We start from the raw sequence: 14,822 nt of genomic DNA, 5'->3' as shown, positions 1-14,822 counted from the left end.
AGACTTCTCTCGATTTCGGACAAAGAATCGAGAAGTTACCTTACGCCGATCTTGTACGTGGCGGTCGCGGCCGGAAGCGTGACAACGGCCACACCGGCGGCTCAGGCCGTGCGCTCGACCACCCAGTCGCAGAGCCGGATCAGCGCCGTGCGGGCCGGGATGTCCGGCAGGCCGGACAGGGCGCCCTTCGCCTGGTCCGCCCACTTCACCAGCTCCTTGCGCGCCATGTCCATCGCAGGGTGGGCGCGCAGCAGCGTGAGCGCCTCCTCGATGTCCTGCTCGGCCACCGGACCGGAGAGCAGCATGCGCAGCCGCTCGTCGGCCGGGTCCGTGCTGGCGAGCGCGTACAGCACGGGCAGGGTGCGGACACCCTCGCGCAGGTCGGTGCCCGGCGTCTTGCCCGAGACCGACCCGTCCGAGACCACGTCGATGATGTCGTCGCCGAGCTGCCAGGCGACGCCGATCGCCTCGCAGGCGCCGGCGAGCCGATCCTCCACCTCCCGCGGGGCGCCGGACAGCATGGCACCGAACCGGCCGGACGTGGCGATGAGCGACCCGGTCTTGTCGGCGAGCACCTGGAGGTAGTGCGTGATCGGGTCCATGCCCTCCGGCGGCCCGATCGTCTCGCGGATCTGCCCGCGCACCAGGCGGGAGAACGTGCGGGCCTGTACGCGGATCGCCTCGGCGCCGAGGTCGGCGAGGATCTCCGATGCCTGGGCGAACAGGTAGTCGCCGGTGAGGATCGCCACGGTGTCACCGAACCTGGCGTTCGCCGAGGGGAGGCCCCGGCGCATCGGCGCCTGGTCCATCACGTCGTCGTGATAGAGCGTCGCCAGGTGGGTGAGCTCGATGACGACGGCTCCCGGGACCACGGCCGGGGCCTTGGGATCGCCGAACTGGGCGGCAAGCAGCACGAGCATCGCCCGGAACCGCTTGCCACCCGCCTCCATGACATGCCGGGCCGCCTCGGTGATGAAGGCGTCTTCGCTCTCGACCGACGCCCGGAGCATCCGCTCCACCTCGGCGAGCCCGGTCGCCAGATCCTCGGCCAGCCGCTCGTCGACACGCGGAATCTCCACAAGGGGCGGCGCGGCCATGAGGGAAGCTCCTTAACGGACGAACAGGGACTTGGCAGCCGAGTGCGCCAGGTCGAGCACCGGCTCCGGGTACACACCCAGCACTACGGTAGCCAATGCCGCCGTCGCCACCACAGCCGCCGTGCCCACAGAGGGCAGCACGACCGCAGGAGCATCCGCCGCCGGGTCGCTGAAGAACATCAGCACGATCACCCGGACGTAGAAGAACGCGGCGATGGCCGAGGCGATCACGCCGACGATCACCAGCGGGACGGCGTCGTTGGCGACGGCCGCCGAGAAGACCGCGTACTTCCCGAGGAAGCCGCTGGTCAGCGGGATCCCGGCGAAGGCGAGGAGGAAGAAGGCGAACACCCCGGCGAGCAGCGGGGAGCGCTTGCCCAGGCCGGCCCACCGGGACAGGTGCCAGGCCTCGCCTCCGGGGTCGCGGACCATGGTCACCACGGCGAACGCGCCGACGGTGCTGAAGCCGTACGCCACGAGGTAGAAGAGGATCGCCGACACCACGGCGGCGTTCTCCGCCTGGGTGCCGCCGGTCGCGACCACGCCGATGAGCAGGAACCCGGCGTGCGCGATCGACGAGTAGGCGAGCATCCGCTTGATGTCGGTCTGCGTCACGGCGAGGACCGCGCCCACCAGCATGGTGAGGATCGCCACCGCCCACATGACCGGGCGCCAGCTCCAGTCCATGCCGCCGAGGCCGACCCAGAACACCCGCAGCAGCGCGCCGAAGGCGGCGACCAGGGTGCCCGACGCCATCAGCGCGGTGATCGGGGTCGGCGAGCCCTGGTACACGTCCGGCTTCCAGGCCTGGAACGGCGCGGCACCGATCTTGAACAGCAGGCCCACGCCGAGCAGGGCCATGCCGAGGAAGAGCAGCGGGTCCCGGCCGTCCACCTCGCCCAGCGCCCGGCTGATCGCGGCGAGGTCGACCGAGCCGGCGAAGCCGTACACCAGCGCCACGCCGTACAGGAAGAACGCCGAGGAGAACGCGCCGAGCAGGAAGTACTTGACCGCGGCCTCCTGCGAGAGCAGCCGGCGGCGGCGCGCCAGCCCGCACAGCAGGTAGAGCGGGAGCGACATGACCTCCAGGGCCACGAACGCGACCAGCAGGTCGTTCGCGACCGGGAAGAGCATCATGCCGCCGACCGCGAAGAGCGCGAGCGGGAACACCTCGGTGTGCGCGGCACCGTCCTGGAGCGACTGCTCCTCCTCGGCGGTGCCGGGGACGGCGACCGCGGAGGCGACGAAGTGGCCTTCGTCGTTGATGAGGAGCACGCTGACGATGGCGAGCACCAGGATGGTGCCCCAGATGAACAGTGCCGGGCCGTCGACGGCGAGCGCCCCCTCGGCCGCCGCCTTGGTGGGGATCCCGTTGGCGGCGACCTGCCAGATGGTCAGCGCGAACGCCCCGAGGAGCGAGACGAGGGCGAGCGGCAGGTGGATCGCCGAGCGGAGGTAGCGCGGGGCGAAGGCCTCGACGAGCACCCCGGCGACCGCCGCGCCGAAGACGATGAGGATCGGCGCGAGCAGCCCGTACTCGATGTTCGGCGCTTGGAAGATCACTGGCCCTCCTCGGCGGCAACGGGTACGGCAGGGGCCGGGTCGGTGACCGAGACGCTGGCGAGCGTGCTCTTCACCGCGGGGTTGATGACGTCAAGCAGCGGCTTCGGGTAGAAGCCGAACACGACCAGCAGCAGGATCAGCGGCGCGATCGCCCACTTCTCCCGCGCGTTGAGGTCGGGCATGCGCTTCACCGGCTCGGCCGTCGGGCCGTTCATCATCCGCTGGTACATCCACAGGATGTAGATCGCGGCGAGGATGACACCGGTGGTCGCGATCACGGTGGGCCACAGGAACCGCTCGTAGCTGCCGAGGAGCACCATGAACTCGCTCACGAACGGGCTGAGGCCCGGGAGCGAGAGGCTGGACAGCCCGGCGATCAGGAACGTCCCGGCGAGCACCGGGGCCACCTTCTGCACCCCGCCGTAGTCGGCGATGAACTGCGAGCCGCGGCGGCTGATCAGGAAGCCGGCGATCAGGAAGAGCGCCCCGGTGGAGAAGCCGTGGTTGACCATGTAGAGCGTGGCCCCCGCGCTCGCGTTGCTGGTCATCGCGAACACGCCGAGCGCGATGAAGCCGAAGTGCGAGACCGACGTGTAGGCGATCAGCCGCTTCATGTCGGTCTGGCCGATGGCGACGATCGCGCCGTACACCACGCCGATCACGCACAGCGTGATCACCAGCGGCGTGAAGTACTTGGACGCGTCGGGGAACAGCTCGAGGCAGTACCGCAGCATCCCGAACGTGCCGACCTTGTCGAGCACGCCGACGAGCAGCACGGCGGAGCCCGCCGGGGCCTGGGCGGCGGCGTCGGGCAGCCAGGTGTGGAACGGCCAGAGCGGCGCCTTGATCGCGAAGGCGATGAAGAAGCCGAGGAACAGCCACTTCTGGGTGGTGGCGTCCTGGACCGTGCCGACGAGGTCCCCGAACAGGAACGTGTTCTTCCCGGCGATCACGTAGAGCGCGATCACCGCGACGAGCATCAGCAGCCCGCCGAAGAGCGAGTAGAGCAGGAACTTGACCGCGGCGTACGACCGCTGCGCCCCGCCATACGACCCGATCATGAAGTACATCGGGATCAGCATGGCCTCGAAGAACACGTAGAAGAGGAAGACGTCGGTCGCCGCGAAGACGCCGATCATCATCGCCTCGAGGAGGAGGATCAGCGAGAAGTACGTGCGGACCGAGCGCTTCCCTCCCTCGGCCTCGTTCCACGACGCGAGGACGACGACCGGCACCAGGACGGCCGACAGCAGGATCAGCACCAGGGCGATGCCATCGACGCCCACGGAGAAGTGGATGCCGAACGACGGGATCCAGGCATAGGTCTCGGTGAACTGGAACCGATCGCCGTTCGGGTCGAACTCGCGCGCCATCGCCAGTGCCAGCGCGAGCACGACAAGCGATATCACCAGCGTGAACTGCTTGGCGAGCTTGTCGTTGCGGAAGAGGGGCACTCCCAGGGCGCCGAGCACGGACACGCCCATCAGGGTTGAGAGCCAGTGCATCACAGGTTCCCTACGACGAACCAGGCACCGACCAGGACGGTGGCGCCGATGAACATCGACAGCGCGTACGAGCGGGCGAAGCCCGTCTGGACCCTGCGCAGCCGCCCGGAGGTCCCGCCGATCAGCGCGGCGAGCCCGTTGACCAGGCCGTCGACCCCCCGGTTGTCGAAGAAGACCGCGATCCGGGTGAGCCACTGGCCGGGCCGCATGAACAGCGCCTCGTTCAGCGCGTCGCCGTACAGGTCACGCCGGGCGAACCTGACCAGGAACGAGCCGCGGGGCGCCACGGTGGGCACCTCCGCCGCGCCGTACTTGAGCCAGGCGTACGCCGCGCCGAGCGCGACGAGCCCGAGCGTGGCGAGGCCGGGGACGCTGAACGGGTGGAAGCCGGGCAGCTCCTCGGGGGCGCCGACCGCCGGCGCCAGGAAGAGCATGAACCGGTTGCCCAGGATCAGGTAGGCGCCGAGGCCGATCGAGCCGATGGAGAGCACGATCAGCGGCAGGGTCATGACCTTCGGCGACTCGTGCGGGTGGGCGTTGGCGTCCCACCGCTTGGTGCCGAAGAAGGTCATGAACACCACGCGCGACATGTAGAAGCCGGTGATACCGGCGCCGAGCACCGCGAGCCAGCCGAGCACCGCGCTGTGCTCCATCGCGGTCTCGATGATGCCGTCCTTGGTGAAGTAACCGGACAGCAGCGGGAAGCCGATGATCGCGAGGTAGCCGATGAGGAAGGTCGCGAAGGTGATCGGCATGACCTTCCGCAGCGCGCCGTACTTGCGCATGTCGACCTCGTCGTTCATCGCGTGCATGATCGACCCGGCGCCGAGGAAGAGGTCGGCCTTGAAGAAGCCGTGGGTGATCAGGTGCGCGATCGCGAAGGCGTACCCGGCGGGGCCGATGCCGGCGGCGAGCACCATGTAGCCGATCTGCGACATGGTGGAGCCGGCGAGCGCCTTCTTGATGTCGTCCTTCGCGGTACCGATGATCGCACCGGCGAGCAGGGTGGCGACACCGACGATCGTCACCAGGAGCTGCGCGGTCGGCGCGCCCTCGTAGATCGGGCCGGACCGGACGATCAGGTAGACACCCGCGGTCACCATGGTCGCCGCGTGGATGAGGGCGGAGACCGGGGTGGGACCCTCCATCGCGTCGAGCAACCAGGCCTGCAGCGGGAGCTGGGCGGACTTGCCGCAGGCGCCCACGAGGAGGAGCAGGCCGATCGCGGTGAGCGTGACCTCCGACGCGCGGGAGGCGGCGGAGAACACCTCGCCGAACGCGAGCGAGTGGAAGGTCGCGAAGATCGTGAACAGGCCGATCAGCAGCCCGAAGTCACCGACCCGGTTGATGATGAACGCCTTCTTCGCCGCCGTCGCCGCCGAGGGCTTGTACTGCCAGAAGCCGATCAGCAGGTACGAGGCGAGACCGACGCCCTCCCAGCCGACGAACAGGAGCAGGTAGTTGTCCGCCAGCACGAGGAGGAGCATCGCGGCGACGAACAGGTTGAGGTAGGCGAAGAACCGCCGCCGGTCCGGGTCGTGGGCCATGTAGCCGATCGAGTAGATGTGGATCAGCGAGCCGACGCCGGTGATCAGCAGGCAGAACGAGATCGACAGCGGGTCGATCAGCAGGCCCACGTCGGCGATGCCGGGGATGAACTCGAAGAGCGGGACCGCCCGGCGCCGCTCCTGCGGCGCGAACCCCAGCAGCTCGATGAAGGCCAGCACGGACACCGCGAACGACGCGAGCGCCATCACGGTGCCGAGCAGGTGACCGAACTTGTCGGTCCTGCGCCCGCCCACCAGGAGGAGCGCCGCTCCCACCAAGGGCAGGGCGATCATCAGCCAGGAGGCCCCGATCGCTCCGCCATCGTGCTGGATGATCGACGCGATCTCCGTCAGATCGCGCTGAAACACAGCGGGTTCCACGGCCACCTCTTAGTGCTTCATCAGGTTGGCGTCATCGACAGACGCGGACCTGCGGGTTCGGAAGATCGTCACGATGATGGCCAGGCCGACGACCACCTCGGCGGCGGCCACCACCATCACGAAGAACGCGATGAGCTGGCCGTCAAGGTTACCGTGCTGCCTGGCGAAGGTGACGAACGCCAGGTTGCAGGCATTGAGCATGAGCTCAATGCACATGAACACCACAATGGCGTTGCGCCTCAGGAGCACGCCGACCGCGCCGATCGTGAACAGCAGCGCGGAGAGCACAAGGTAGTGCGTGGTCACTTGCCCTCCTCCTCGCTCCGCGGTCCGTCACCACGGCCGGCCGCCTGCGCGCTCAGCACGTCCTCGGCGGGCTCGCCGCCCTCGGCGCGCTCATCACGGGGCTCCTCACCGTCCACGGCCGCCGCACGGCCCTCGAGGAGCCGCCCCTGCTCGCGGAGCCGGGCGAGCTCCGGGTCGAGGTCGCCCTCGTTGGCCTCGTACCGGGCGATGTACCGGTTGACGGAGAGCGGGGAGACCGTGCCGTCGGGGAGCAGCGCCGGCAGGTCCACGGCGTTGTGCCGGGCGTAGGTGCCCGGGCCCGGCAGGGGCGCCGGGTCCTTGCCGGTCCTGCCGTACTCGAGGAACCGCCGGCGGGACAGGTCCTTCTGCGTGGGCTTGGGGGTGCGGCGCTCCCGGTGGGCGAGCACCATCGCCCCGAGCGCGGCGGTGATCAGCAGCGCCGAGGTGACCTCGAACGCGAACACGTGCCGCGTGAAGATCAGCTCGGCGAGCGAGAGCACGTTGCTCGCCTTGCCTTCCTCGCCCAGCCCGGTCGCCGCGCTCACCGCGACGTTGCCGACCGCGAGCCCGAGCAGCGCGACGAAGCCCAGCCCGGCCACGATCGCCCAGAAGCGCTGTCCCTTGATCGTCTCGACCAGCGAGTCGGACGTGTCCACGCCGATGAGCATGAGCACGAACAGGAACAGCATCATCACGGCGCCGGTGTACACGATGATCTGGACGGCCGCGAGGAACGGCGCGTCCTGCACCGCGTACAGCACCGCCAGCGAGAGCATGACCACGCCCAGCATGAGGGCCGAGTAGACGGCCTTCCGGCTGAGCACGAGCCCGAACGCGGCGAGTACGGAGACGACCGCGAGCACCCAGAACGTGATGGACTCACCCATTGCCACGACCCAACCGGTAGTAGTCCTCTTCGGTTTCGCCGAGGCGCATCGGGTGCGGCGGCGCCTCCATGCCCGGCCCGAGCGGGGCGAGGAGCATGTCCTTGGTGTAGATCATCGCCTCGCGGCTCGTGTCGGCCAGCTCGTACTCGTTGGTCATCGTGAGCGCGCGCGTCGGGCACGCCTCGATGCACAGGCCGCACATGATGCACCGGAGGTAGTTGATCTGGTAGACGCGGCCGTACCGCTCGCCGGGCGAGTACCGCTCGGTCTCGGTGTTGTCCGCGCCCTCGACGTAGATGGCGTCCGCGGGGCAGGCCCAGGCGCACAGCTCACAGCCGACGCACTTCTCCAGGCCGTCCGGCCACCGGTTCAGCTGGTGCCGCCCGTGGAAGCGCGGCGCGGTCGGCCGCTTCTCCTCCGGGTACTGGACGGTCACCGGCTTCTTGAACATGTGGTGGAAGGTGACGCCGAACCCCTTGACGGGGTTCAGCCAATCAGTTGCTCCCACTGGTCACCTCCTTGGCGTCGGTGCTGTGCCGGGCCGCCGGCACGACTCCCCGGTAGTGCGGCAGGTCCAGCGGCGGCACCGGGAATCCGCCCGCGGCCGGCTCCTCGCGGAGCTGCTTGAACTCCTCCTCGATCTGCGCGGCCTTGGCCTCGGCGCGCCGCTGGTTCACCGTGTCGAACCGCAGCCAGATCGCGAAGGCGCCGATGATGATCACCGCGCCGAGCACGTAGATGACGGTCCGGTCGCCCTCCGAGATCCGCATGGCCTTCATGGTCGCGGCGATGAGGATCCACGCCAGGTTGACCGGGATGAGGACCTTCCACCCGAAGGCCATGAGCTGGTCGTACCGGACCCGCGGGAGCGAGGCGCGGACCCAGACGAAGAACCAGAACGCCAGCGCGACCTTGCCGAGGAACCAGAGCATCGGCCACCAGCCGGTGTTCGCGGCGTCCCAGATCGAGATCGGCCACGGGGCGTGCCAGCCGCCGAAGAACAGCGTGACCGCGATCGCCGAGACCGTGAACATGTTCACGTACTCGCCGATCATGAACATGCCCCACTTGAGCGAGGAGGAGTACTCGGTGTGGAACCCACCGACCAGCTCACCCTCGCCCTCGGGCAGGTCGAACGGCAGCCGGTTCGTCTCCCCGAACATCGTGATCACGTAGATCGCGAACGACGGGAAGAGCGAGACCACGTACCAGGACGGCGTGGGGATCTCGACCCCGAAGAGCGTGACCGACCCGGCGTGCGCCTGCGCCGCGACGATCTCCGAGGTGGACAGCGTCCCGGCCTGGAGGAAGACCGCGACGAAGGAGAGCGCCATGGCGATCTCGTAGGAGACCACCTGGGCGCTCGACCGCAGCCCGCCCAGGATCGCGTACGGCGAGCGCGAGCTCCACCCCGCGAGCACGATGCCGTAGACGCCGATCGAGGCCATGGCGAGCACCAGGAGCACGCCGACCGGGAGGTCGGTGAGCTGCAGCGGCGTCTCGACCCCGAAGATCGACACGGTGGGCCCGAACGGGATCACCGAGAACGCGAGGAACGCGGGGATGGCGATCAGCGCCGGGGCGAGGATGTAGACGACCTTGTCCACCTTGCGCGGGACGAGGTCCTCCTTGAGGGCCAGCTTGATGCCGTCGGCCAGCGACTGCAGGATGCCGAACTTCCCCGCCCGGTTGGGGCCGTACCGGTGCTGCATCCGGGCGATGATCTTCCGCTCGCCCCAGACGCCGAACAGCACGCCCAGCAGCAGCAGGACGAAGATGCAGACGGCCTTGAGGAAGCTGAGCCACAGCGGATCGTTGCCGAAGTCGCTCAGCGTGGGTCCGGCGTTGTTCACGAGACGCTCCCGATCTTCACGACGTCGCCCGCCACGGCGCCAAGGTCACGGGTGACGGAGATGCCGTTCGAGTTCGACGGCACCCACACCACGCGGTCGGGAAGATCCGCGATCCGCACCGGCATGACCACGCCGCCGTCCCCGATACTGATCTTGTCGCCCTCGGACACGCCGATCTCGGCGGCGGTGGCCGCGGAGATCAGCGCCGTCGCGGGGCGTGCCGTCCCGGCGAGGTACGGCTCGCCGTCCTGGAGCCTGCCGTCGTCGAGCAGGAGGTGCCAGGTCGCGAGCACCGCCTCGCCCGCCTGGGGCTCCTTGCCCGGCCGTCCCGTCAGGGTGGGCGGCGTGGCCCGGGAGCCCTTCCAGGTGCCGATGGCGGCGAGCTCGCGCCGGGCGGCTGCCGGGTCCGGGAGGCCGAGGTGGACGTCCATGTGGTCGGCGATCGCGTTGATCACCCGCAGGTCGCTGAGCACGCCGGGGACCTGCAGCGCCGCCTCGAACTGGCGTCCCCTGCCCTCCCAGTTGACGAAACTACCGGACTTCTCCGCCACCACGGCGACGGGCAGCACCACGTCGGCGCGGTCGGTGACGGCGCTCGCCCGGATCTCCAGGCTCACCACGAACGGGGTGTTCTCCAGCGCGGCGAGCGCCCGGGACGGGTCGGGCAGGTCGTAGGGGTCGACCCCGGCGACGAGCAGCGCGTCGATCTCCTCGTTCAGCGCGGCGTCGATGATGCCGGTGGTGTCCCGGCCGGGGAGCGACGGGAGCGACCCGACGTTCCACACCCGGGCCACCTCGCTCCGGGCGGTCTCGTCGTCGACCGGCCGGCCGATCGGCAGCAGGTTCGGCAGCGCGCCCGCCTCGAGCGCGCCCCGCTCGCCCGCCCGCCGCGGCACCCAGGCGACCCGCGCCCCGGTGGCCTGGACGAGCCGGACCAGGGCGGAGAACGCGCCGGGGACGGTGGCGAGCCGCTCGCCCACGAGGATGATGCCCTCGGCCGGGATCAGGTCGCCGCCGATCAGCTCGCCGAGCGCCTCGGCCTCGGCGCCCGGGACGGTGCGGATGAGCGTGGCGTTGAGCTTGGCGAGGCCCGGCGTGGTGAACGGGGCGATCGAGTAGACCTTCAGGCCCTTCTTCCGGACCGCCTTGCGGAGGCGGAGGAAGACGATCGGCGACTCCTCCTCCGGCTCGAAGCCGACGAGGAGCACGACCGGGGCCCGCTCGAGGTCGGCGTAGGAGACCTCGATGCCCTTGCCGGCCACCGCGTAGGCGAGGAAGCGGGCCTCCTCCTCCGAGTGCGGCCGGGCCCGGAAGTCGATGTCGTTGGTGCCGAGCGCGACCCGGGCGAACTTGCTGTACGCGTAGGCGTCCTCGAGGGTGAGCCGGCCGCCGACCAGGACGCCGGCCCGGCCCCGGGCGCGGGCGAGACCCTCGGCCGCGGCCGCCAGCGCCTCAGGCCAGGACGCCGGCACCAGTTTGCCGTCCTCGTCCCGGACGAGCGGCGTGGTGAGCCGGTCCGGCTGGGTGGCGTAGGTGAACGCCCAGCGGCCCTTGTCGCAGTTCCACTCCTCGTTCACCTGGGGGTCGTCGGCGGCGAGGCGGCGCAGGACCTTGCCGCGGCGGTGGTCCGTGCGCAGCGCGCACCCGGAGGCGCAGTGCTCGCACGCGCTCGGCGTGGACACCAGGTCGAACGGGCGGGCGCGGAACCGGTACGCGGCGCCGGTCAGCGCGCCGACCGGGCAGATCTGGATCGTGTTGCCGGAGAAGTAGGAGTGGAACGGCTCGCCGTCGGCGGCGGCCACCTGCTCCTTGGCCCCGCGCTCGAAGAACGTGATGAGCGGGTCACCGGCGATCTGCTCGGAGAAGCGGAGGCAGCGCGCGCACTGGATGCAGCGCTCGCGGTCGAGCAGCACCTGGGTGGAGAGGGCGACCGGCTTGGGGAAGGTCCGCTTCTTCTCCTGGAACCGGCTCTCGCCCTGGCCGTGCGACATCGCCTGGTTCTGCAGCGGGCACTCACCGCCCTTGTCGCAGACCGGGCAGTCGAGCGGGTGGTTGAGGAGGAGCATCTCCATGACCCCGCGCTGCGCCTTCTCCGCGACGGGCGAGGTGAGCGCGGTCTTCACCACCATGCCCTCGGCGACCTCGATCGCGCAGGACGGCTGGGGCTTGGGGAAGCCGCGGCCGTTCCCCGCGTCGGTGATCTCCACCAGGCACTGCCGGCAGTTGGCGGCGGGATCGAGCAGCGGGTGGTCGCAGAACCGCGGGATCTCGATCCCGAGCAGCTCGGCCGCCCGGATGATGAGCGTTCCCTTCGGCACCGAGACCCGGAAGCCGTCGATGGTGAGCGTCACCATGTCCACCGGGCGCTCGATCTGTCCCGCCGACGTCGTCTCTATGGTCACTTGACCCCCCACACCGTGGAAGCAGCGGGATCGAACGGGCAGCCGCCGATCTCGAAGTGCTTGAGGTATTCGTCCCTGAAGAGCTTCACCGACGAGTGGATGGAGCTCGTCGCGCCGTCACCGAGCGCGCAGAACGAGCGCCCGAGGATGTTGTCGGCGATGTCGGTGATGGTGGCCAGGTCCTCCTCGGTGCCCTGGCCCTTCTCGAGCCGGTAGAGCACCTGCTTGAGCCAGTACGTGCCCTCGCGGCAGGGCGTGCACTTGCCGCAGGACTCGTGCGCGTAGAACTCGGTCCAGCGCAGCACGGCACGGACCACGCAGGTGGTCTCGTCGAAGATCTGGATGGCGCGGGTGCCGAGCATCGAGCCGTTCGCCGCGACCGACTCGAAGTCGAGCGGGACGTCGAGGTGCTCCTCGGTGAAGATCGGCGTCGACGATCCGCCGGGGGTCCAGAACTTGAGCCGGTGACCGGCCCGGATTCCGCCGGCCATCTCGAGCAGCTCGCGCAGGGTGATGCCGAGCGGCGCCTCGTACTGCCCCGGACGCGCCACGTGGCCGGAGAGCGAGAAGATGCCGAAGCCCTTGGACTTCTCCGTGCCCATGCTCGCGAACCACTCGGGGCCGTTCGCGACGATGCTGGGCACGGTCGCCACCGACTCCACGTTGTTGATCACGGTGGGGCAGGCGTAGAGGCCGGCGACCGCGGGGAACGGGGGCTTGAGCCGCGGCTGGCCGCGGCGGCCCTCGAGCGAGTCGAGCAGCGCGGTCTCCTCACCGCAGATGTACGCGCCGGCGCCGCAGTGGACCACGAGCTCCAGGTCGTACCCCGAGCCGAAGATGTTCCGGCCGAGGTAGCCCGCCTCGTACGCCTCCCGGACCGCGGCCTGGAGCCGGCGGATCACGTGGAGGACCTCACCGCGGACGTAGATGAACGCGTGGTTGGCCCGGATCGCGTACGAGGTGATGATGGCGCCCTCGATGAGCGCGTGCGGGTTCGCCATCATCAGCGGGATGTCCTTGCAGGTCCCGGGCTCGGACTCGTCCGCGTTCACCACCAGGTAGTGGGGCTTGCCGTCGTTCTGCGGGATGAAGCCCCACTTCATGCCGGTGGGGAAGCCGGCCCCGCCGCGCCCGCGCAGGCCCGAGTCCTTGACCATCTGGATGATGGTGTCCGGGTCCATGCTGAGGGCCTTCCGGGCGGCCGAGTAGTCGCCGTACCCGGCGAGCGTGAACGAGTCCGGTCGGTCCCAGTTCCGGGTGAGAACGGGCGTGAGCTGTGTCATTCCTCGCTCCCCCGCTTCTGCTCGTTGGCCTCGGCGCCCGGCCGCGGCGCCTCCCAGCCGTTCGCCTTCGCGAGCCGCAGGCCGCGCAGTGACGCCTCGCCCGCGGACGGTCCCTCACCGGCCCGGCCGTCGGGGAAGCCGGCGAGGATCCGGGACGCCTCCTTGAACGTGCACAGGCGCTTGGGGCCGCGGGTCGGGGTCGCCCCCTTGCCCGCGCGGAGGTCGTCGACGAGCCGCTTGGCCGACTCCGGGGTCTGGTTGTCGAAGAACTCCCAGTTCACCACGACCACGGGGGCGTAGTCGCAGGCGGCGTTGCACTCCAGCCGCTCCAGCGTGATCTTCCCGTCGGGCGTGGTCTCGTTGTGGCCGATCCCGAGGTGCTCGGTGAGCGTCTCCCAGATCTGGTCGCCGCCCATGACCGCGCAGAGCGTGTTGATGCAGACGCCGACGTTGTACTCCCCGGCCGGCTCGCGCTTGTACATCGTGTAGAAGGTCGCGACGCCGAGGACCTCCGCCTTGGTCAGGCCGAGCTGCTCGGCGCAGAACTCGGCCCCGTCGTCGGAGATGTAGCCGTCCTCCGACTGGACGAGGTGGAGCAAGGGCAGCAGCGCCGACCGCGGCTTCGGGTAGCGCGCGATGATCTCCTTGGCCTCGCGTTCGAGGCGCTCGCGGACCTCCGGTGCGTACGTCACCGGTCGACACCTCCCATGACCGGGTCGATCGAAGCGATCGCCGAGATGACGTCGGCGACCATGCCGCCCTCGCACATCGCGGGGAGCGCCTGCAGGTTGGTGAACGAGGGGTCGCGGAAGTGCACCCGGTAGGGGCGGGTGCCGCCGTCGCTCACCACGTGCGCGCCGAGCTCGCCCCGCGGCGACTCCACCGCGGCGTACGCCTGCCCGGCCGGCACGCGGAAGCCCTCGGTCACGAGCTTGAAGTGGTGGATCAGGGCCTCCATGGAGGTGCCCATGATGTGGGCGATGTGGTCGGGCGAGTTGCCGAGGCCGTCGGGGCCGAGCGCGAGCCTGGACGGCCAGCCGATCTTCTTGTCCTCGATCATCACGGGCTCGCCCTTGAGCGGGCCGGTGAGCCGGTCGAGCGCCTGCTCGATGATCTTGAGGGACTCCTCCATCTCGGCCATGCGGACGAGGTACCGGCCGTAGACGTCGCAGGTGTTCGCCGTGGGCACGTCGAACTCGTAGGTCTCGTAGCCGAGGTACGGCTGGGTCTTGCGCAGATCCCACGGCAGGCCGGCCGCCCGCAGCACCGGGCCAGTGACCCCGAGCGCCATGCACCCGGTGAGGTCGAGGTAGGCCACGTCCTTGGTCCGCCGGGTGTAGACCGGGTTCTCGTCGAGGAGCTTGCGCATGTCCTTGATCCGGCCCGGCATGACCTTGAGGAACTCGCCGATCTTGTCGACGGCGCCGGCCGGCAGGTCCACGCTCACCCCGCCCGGGCGGACGTAGGCCATGTTCATCCGGAGCCCGGTGATGTACTCGAACAGGTCGAGCACCATCTCTCGCTCACGGAAGCCGTAGATCATGATGGACGTGGCCCCGAGCTCCATGCCGTACGTCGCGACGGCCACCAGGTGCGAGGAGATCCGGTTGAGCTCCATCATCAGCACCCGGAGGGTCTTCGCCCGCTCGGGGATGCGGTCGGTGATCCCCAGCAGCTTCTCGACCGCCATGCAGTAGGCCGTCTCGTTGAAGATCGGGGAGAGGTAGTCCATCCGGGTGACGAACGTGACCCCCTGGGTCCACGTCCGGTACTCCATGTTCTTCTCGATGCCGGTGTGCAGGTACCCGATGACGGGCCGCACCTCGGTCACCGTCTCACCGTCGAGCGTGAGCACGAGCCGGAGCACCCCGTGGGTGGAGGGGTGCTGCGGACCCATGTTCACGACGAGGCGCTCCTCGCCCGACTCGCCGACGGTCCGGACCACCTCGTCCCAGTCCTGGCCGGCGACGTCGACGACCCGGCCTTCGGCCTCCATGG

The 14,822-nt window shown here is 69.6% G+C and carries 12 protein-coding genes; all 12 read right to left on the bottom strand.

Annotated elements, in window-relative coordinates; genetic code table 11:
• Positions 1-101: 101 nt before the first annotated feature.
• The 12 genes from TBIS_RS01485 to TBIS_RS01430 all read right to left on the bottom strand — a co-directional run bounded on the left by TBIS_RS01485 (position 102) and on the right by TBIS_RS01430 (position 14,820).
• Complete coding sequence (locus TBIS_RS01485; RefSeq protein ID WP_013130559.1) at positions 102-1,097, bottom strand: polyprenyl synthetase family protein; 996 nt, start codon at positions 1,095-1,097, stop codon at positions 102-104.
• Positions 1,098-1,109: 12 nt separating this feature from the next.
• Positions 1,110-2,660: an NADH-quinone oxidoreductase subunit NuoN gene (gene nuoN / locus TBIS_RS01480; protein WP_013130558.1), complete on the bottom strand. Its 1,551-nt coding sequence runs from the start codon at positions 2,658-2,660 to the stop codon at positions 1,110-1,112.
• Positions 2,657-4,165, bottom strand: a complete 1,509-nt coding sequence (locus TBIS_RS01475; RefSeq protein ID WP_013130557.1) for an NADH-quinone oxidoreductase subunit M — start codon at positions 4,163-4,165, stop codon at positions 2,657-2,659. The genes nuoN and TBIS_RS01475 overlap by 4 nt, the downstream gene beginning before the upstream one ends.
• Positions 4,165-6,006 carry an NADH-quinone oxidoreductase subunit L gene (gene nuoL, locus TBIS_RS01470; RefSeq protein ID WP_041431850.1) on the bottom strand — a complete coding sequence of 614 codons (1,842 nt, stop codon included), beginning with the start codon at positions 6,004-6,006 and terminating at the stop codon, positions 4,165-4,167. The genes TBIS_RS01475 and nuoL overlap by 1 nt, the downstream gene beginning before the upstream one ends.
• A 96-nt stretch (positions 6,007-6,102) precedes the next feature.
• Positions 6,103-6,399, bottom strand: coding sequence for an NADH-quinone oxidoreductase subunit NuoK (gene nuoK / locus TBIS_RS01465; protein WP_013130555.1), 297 nt, complete (start codon positions 6,397-6,399; stop codon positions 6,103-6,105).
• A complete protein-coding gene (locus tag TBIS_RS01460) occupies positions 6,396-7,286 on the bottom strand; it encodes an NADH-quinone oxidoreductase subunit J (RefSeq protein WP_013130554.1) in 891 nt (296 codons plus the stop codon). Before TBIS_RS01460 ends, nuoK begins: the two co-directional genes overlap by 4 nt.
• Positions 7,279-7,794, bottom strand: coding sequence for an NADH-quinone oxidoreductase subunit NuoI (gene nuoI, locus TBIS_RS01455; protein ID WP_013130553.1), 516 nt, complete (start codon positions 7,792-7,794; stop codon positions 7,279-7,281). The genes TBIS_RS01460 and nuoI overlap by 8 nt, the downstream gene beginning before the upstream one ends.
• Positions 7,781-9,139 carry an NADH-quinone oxidoreductase subunit NuoH gene (gene nuoH, locus TBIS_RS01450; RefSeq protein ID WP_013130552.1) on the bottom strand — a complete coding sequence of 453 codons (1,359 nt, stop codon included), beginning with the start codon at positions 9,137-9,139 and terminating at the stop codon, positions 7,781-7,783. Before nuoH ends, nuoI begins: the two co-directional genes overlap by 14 nt.
• Positions 9,136-11,541, bottom strand: coding sequence for an NADH-quinone oxidoreductase subunit G (locus tag TBIS_RS01445; RefSeq protein ID WP_013130551.1), 2,406 nt, complete (start codon positions 11,539-11,541; stop codon positions 9,136-9,138). Before TBIS_RS01445 ends, nuoH begins: the two co-directional genes overlap by 4 nt.
• Complete coding sequence (nuoF, locus tag TBIS_RS01440; RefSeq protein WP_013130550.1) at positions 11,538-12,824, bottom strand: NADH-quinone oxidoreductase subunit NuoF; 1,287 nt, start codon at positions 12,822-12,824, stop codon at positions 11,538-11,540. Before nuoF ends, TBIS_RS01445 begins: the two co-directional genes overlap by 4 nt.
• Positions 12,821-13,516 (bottom strand): NADH-quinone oxidoreductase subunit NuoE, encoded by a 696-nt coding sequence (nuoE, locus tag TBIS_RS01435; RefSeq protein WP_013130549.1) that lies wholly within the window; start codon positions 13,514-13,516, stop codon positions 12,821-12,823. Before nuoE ends, nuoF begins: the two co-directional genes overlap by 4 nt.
• The gene (locus tag TBIS_RS01430) at positions 13,513-14,820 is read right to left on the bottom strand and encodes an NADH-quinone oxidoreductase subunit D (protein WP_050760605.1); all 1,308 of its coding nucleotides are present in this window, start codon (positions 14,818-14,820) and stop codon (positions 13,513-13,515) included. Before TBIS_RS01430 ends, nuoE begins: the two co-directional genes overlap by 4 nt.
• Positions 14,821-14,822 lie beyond the last annotated feature (2 nt).

Source organism: Thermobispora bispora DSM 43833, from assembly GCF_000092645.1.
GTDB lineage: Bacteria > Actinomycetota > Actinomycetes > Streptosporangiales > Streptosporangiaceae > Thermobispora > Thermobispora bispora.
This window is presented reverse-complemented; position numbering and strand designations above follow the sequence as displayed.

Excerpts from the sequence above, each read along its gene's own strand:
- TBIS_RS01485 (WP_013130559.1), bottom strand. The coding sequence starts at position 1,097 with ATGGCCGCGCCGCCCCTTGTGGAGATTCCGCGTGTCGACGAGCGGCTG.
- TBIS_RS01475 (WP_013130557.1), bottom strand. The coding sequence starts at position 4,165 with ATGCACTGGCTCTCAACCCTGATGGGCGTGTCCGTGCTCGGCGCCCTG.
- nuoL (WP_041431850.1), bottom strand. The coding sequence starts at position 6,006 with ATGATCGCCCTGCCCTTGGTGGGAGCGGCGCTCCTCCTGGTGGGCGGG.
- TBIS_RS01460 (WP_013130554.1), bottom strand. The coding sequence starts at position 7,286 with ATGGGTGAGTCCATCACGTTCTGGGTGCTCGCGGTCGTCTCCGTACTC.
- nuoF (WP_013130550.1), bottom strand. The coding sequence starts at position 12,824 with ATGACACAGCTCACGCCCGTTCTCACCCGGAACTGGGACCGACCGGAC.
- TBIS_RS01430 (WP_050760605.1), bottom strand. The coding sequence starts at position 14,820 with ATGGAGGCCGAAGGCCGGGTCGTCGACGTCGCCGGCCAGGACTGGGAC.